Raw genomic sequence first — 2839 nt, forward strand, 5'->3', positions numbered from 1 at the left:
ACTATTATAACAGAAGCTGGGAGCGTTTACAATCTATTTGCTCATAGATAGTAAAAAACGTGAAAGAAGAATGAAAATCTATGGAATCATGGTAGGAAACAACCTTTCTTTTACCTTAAATTTTCCGAAGTTATTTTCTGAAATTTAATAAAATAGAATTGCAAAAACGCTATCTTTTTGTTAAAATAAGATAGTCATAGAAAGAATAAGAAGGGTTACAACTATATGGATTTTACTTCTCGCTCGCTCCAACTGATGGGAAGCACAATCTGTATCTCACTTCTTCATGAAAGAGCTGAAACAATACTGGACGAGGCGATTAGTCTGCTTCATCTTTACAAAAATCGTTTTAGTGCAAACGATGATGATTCAGAATTGATGAAGATCAATCAAATGGCTGGAATTGGCTGGGTTCAGGTTCATCCTGATTTATTTGAATTAATTGAATTAGGAAAATTTCATAGTTTGAGTGAGGCCAGTCATTTAAATATTACTATTGGTCCGCTTGTTCAGACTTGGCGAATTGGATTTTCCGATGCCCACCTTCCAAGCCCAGAGCAAATCAAACAAGGACTCAGCCTGACAGATCCACATTTCATTCAACTGGATAAAACACGTTCCAGAGTGTTTCTGGAGAAGAAAGGCATGAAGCTTGATCTTGGTGCTTTGGCTAAGGGCTACATAGCTGACAAGATTAAACTCTATCTTCAAGGTGAAGGAGTCACCTCGGCTTTGATAAATCTGGGAGGGAATGTCCTCACTATCGGAGAAAACAAAGCTACCCATCGTGCTTGGAGAATTGGGATTCAGAATCCAAAACTTTCTAGAGGAAAACACTTGGCTGTCCTGTCGATTACTAATCAATCGGTCGTTACTTCTGGGACTTATGAGCGGACGCTAAAGGTTAAAGGCAAGACCTATCATCACATTTTAGATAGAAAAACAGGTTATCCGATTGAGAATCAGCTGGTCAGTCTCACGATCGTATCTGATAAGTCGGTAGACGGTGAAATCTGGACAACAAGACTCTTTGGAGAAACTCCTGCTTCTATCTTGGCGCAAGTTGAAAAACAAAGAGGAATCGAGTGCCTAATTGTTACTCGAGACGATCATATTTTTTACAGTTCAGGACTTGTAAAGAATCTATTGCAGTAATTAAAAATAAAAAAATATTTTAATTTAGGAAAGGAAATTCTATGTTAAAACTTATTGCGATTGTTGGAACAAATTCCAAACGTTCTACAAACCGTCAGCTTCTTCAATATATGCAGAAGCATTTTGCCGACAAGGCTGAAATCGAGCTGGTAGAGATTAAAGATATCCCTATGTTTAATAAACCTGCTGACAGGAACATCCCTGAGTTGGTATCAGAGATTGCGGAGAAAATCGATGCTGCTGATGGTGTACTCATTGGTACGCCTGAGTATGACCACTCTATCCCAGCTGTGCTTATGAACGCTCTGGCTTGGCTTTCTTATGGTATCTATCCACTGCTGAACAAGCCCGTTATGATTACCGGTGCTTCTTTCGGTACGCTTGGTTCCTCTCGTGCTCAACTGCAGCTCCGTCAAATTTTGAATGCTCCAGAACTCAAAGCAAACGTTCTTCCAGACGAGTTCCTTCTTTCACATTCTCTCCAAGCCTTTGACCAAAATGGAGATTTAGTAGATCTTGATGTCATTAAAAAATTGGATGCAATTTTCGATGACTTCCGTATCTTTGTCAAAATTACAGATAAATTGCGTAACGCACAAGAGTTGCTTCGCAAAGATGCTGAAGAATTTGACTGGGAAAATTTGTAAGATAGGAGAGTAACAGAATGAAATTTATTGGACTTGTAGGATCAAATTACGAACAATCATATAACCGAAAATTATTGGAATTTATCCGTCGCCAATTCAAACTCAAATTTGAATTGGAAGTGCTAGAAATCGATGAAGTCCCAATGTTTAACCAAGATGAAAAATGGGATGAAAGTTTCCAATTGCGCCTTTTGTATAACAAAATTACACGGGCAGATGGTGTTATCATCGCTACTCCTGAGCACAACCATACTATCAGCGCCCCTTTGAAAAGTGTCTTAGAATGGCTTTCTTACGAAGTTCATCCCTTTGAAAACAAACCAGTTATGATTGTTGGCGCTTCTTACTACGATCAAGGAACTTCTCGTGCTCAAGTACATTTGCGTAAAATCTTAGATGCTCCAGGTGTCAATGCTTACACCCTTCCAGGAAATGAATTCCTGCTGGGCAAAGCCAAGGAAGCTTTTGACAATGATGGCAATATCACCAACGAAGGAACTGTGAATTTCCTTGAAACATGCTTAGATAACTTTATCAAATATGTAGAGGTCGTTTCAAAATTGAAAAAACCAAAACCAATTGAACCTGAAGACTTAGATGTGACAAACCCAATCGCTACAACCGTTCAAGGTGTTGACCCTGATGATCCAGAGTGGGTTGAAAAAGCTGCAGAAATCGTTGGTGCTGTGTCTGGTGATACTTATGTCAAACTTGACCATGGTATCTTGACTGTTAACCAAATTGACATGTTCTTGAAGGCTATGCCATTTGAATTGACCTATGCAGATGACAACAATCAATTTCTTTACTACAACAATGCTCACCAAGATCCAGATACAATGTTTGCGAAACGTGTCCCATCTCAATCAGGTGGCCGTCTCTCAACGCTACACAACTCTCTTCCTGCTGCGCGCATGAAGAACGTTGAATGGGTAGTTGGAGTCCTTCGTAATGGTGACCAAGAGTACGTTCGTACAATCGTTCCAGGCTCACCTGCAGGTGTTATCAACACGCACAACTACCAAGCGATGTACTAT

Annotated in this window: 3 protein-coding genes; all 3 read left to right on the forward strand. The window is 39.6% G+C overall.

The window, feature by feature from the left end:
• The first annotated feature begins 225 nt into the window (after positions 1–225).
• Entirely contained in the window at positions 226–1155 is a 930-nt protein-coding gene (locus tag STRDD04_RS00110) for an FAD:protein FMN transferase (RefSeq protein WP_062198293.1), read from the forward strand.
• A gap of 41 nt (positions 1156–1196) precedes the next feature.
• Complete coding sequence (locus STRDD04_RS00115; RefSeq protein WP_062198296.1) at positions 1197–1802, forward strand: NADPH-dependent FMN reductase; 606 nt, start codon at positions 1197–1199, stop codon at positions 1800–1802.
• Positions 1803–1819: 17 nt separating this feature from the next.
• The coding region (locus STRDD04_RS00120) for an NAD(P)H-dependent oxidoreductase (protein ID WP_082757312.1) at positions 1820–2839 on the forward strand (1020 nt) is incomplete at its 3' end.

The sequence above is a fragment of the Streptococcus sp. DD04 genome (genome assembly GCF_001578725.1).
GTDB classification, from domain to species: domain Bacteria; phylum Bacillota; class Bacilli; order Lactobacillales; family Streptococcaceae; genus Streptococcus; species Streptococcus sinensis.

Excerpts from the sequence above, each read along its gene's own strand:
- STRDD04_RS00115 (WP_062198296.1), top strand. The coding sequence starts at position 1,197 with ATGTTAAAACTTATTGCGATTGTTGGAACAAATTCCAAACGTTCTACA.
- STRDD04_RS00110 (WP_062198293.1), top strand. The coding sequence starts at position 226 with ATGGATTTTACTTCTCGCTCGCTCCAACTGATGGGAAGCACAATCTGT.